Origin of the sequence: Cupriavidus sp. SIMBA_020 (assembly GCF_046535395.1) — a bacterium.
In the GTDB taxonomy this organism is placed as follows: Bacteria; Pseudomonadota; Gammaproteobacteria; order Burkholderiales; family Burkholderiaceae; genus Cupriavidus; species Cupriavidus campinensis.
Genome location: NZ_JAWRWU010001080.1, coordinates 1 through 256 on the forward strand (window position 1 = coordinate 1; position 256 = coordinate 256).

General features: G+C 64.8%; 1 protein-coding gene. It reads right to left on the minus strand.

What is annotated here, in order from left to right; translation table 11 throughout:
- On the minus strand, positions 1 to 256 hold a 256-nt coding region (locus SB751_RS32825; protein ID WP_410749357.1), incomplete at both ends, for an aminotransferase class III-fold pyridoxal phosphate-dependent enzyme.

Sequence of the window (256 nt, forward strand, 5' to 3'; positions counted from 1 at the left end):
GTCGGCGATCAGCATGATGCCGTGCTCGTTACAGATCTGGCGCAGTGCGCGCACGAAGTCGGGCGGCGCCGGGTTGAAGCCGCCTTCGCCCTGGACCGGTTCGAAGATGATCGCGGCGACGCGCTTCGGATCGATGTCGGCCTTGAACAGCATCTCGATCGCCTTGATCGAGTCGGCCGTCGTCACGCCGTGCAGCGGGTTCGGGTACGGTGCGTGGAACACGTCGCCCGGGAACGGACCGAAGTTCAGCTTGTAC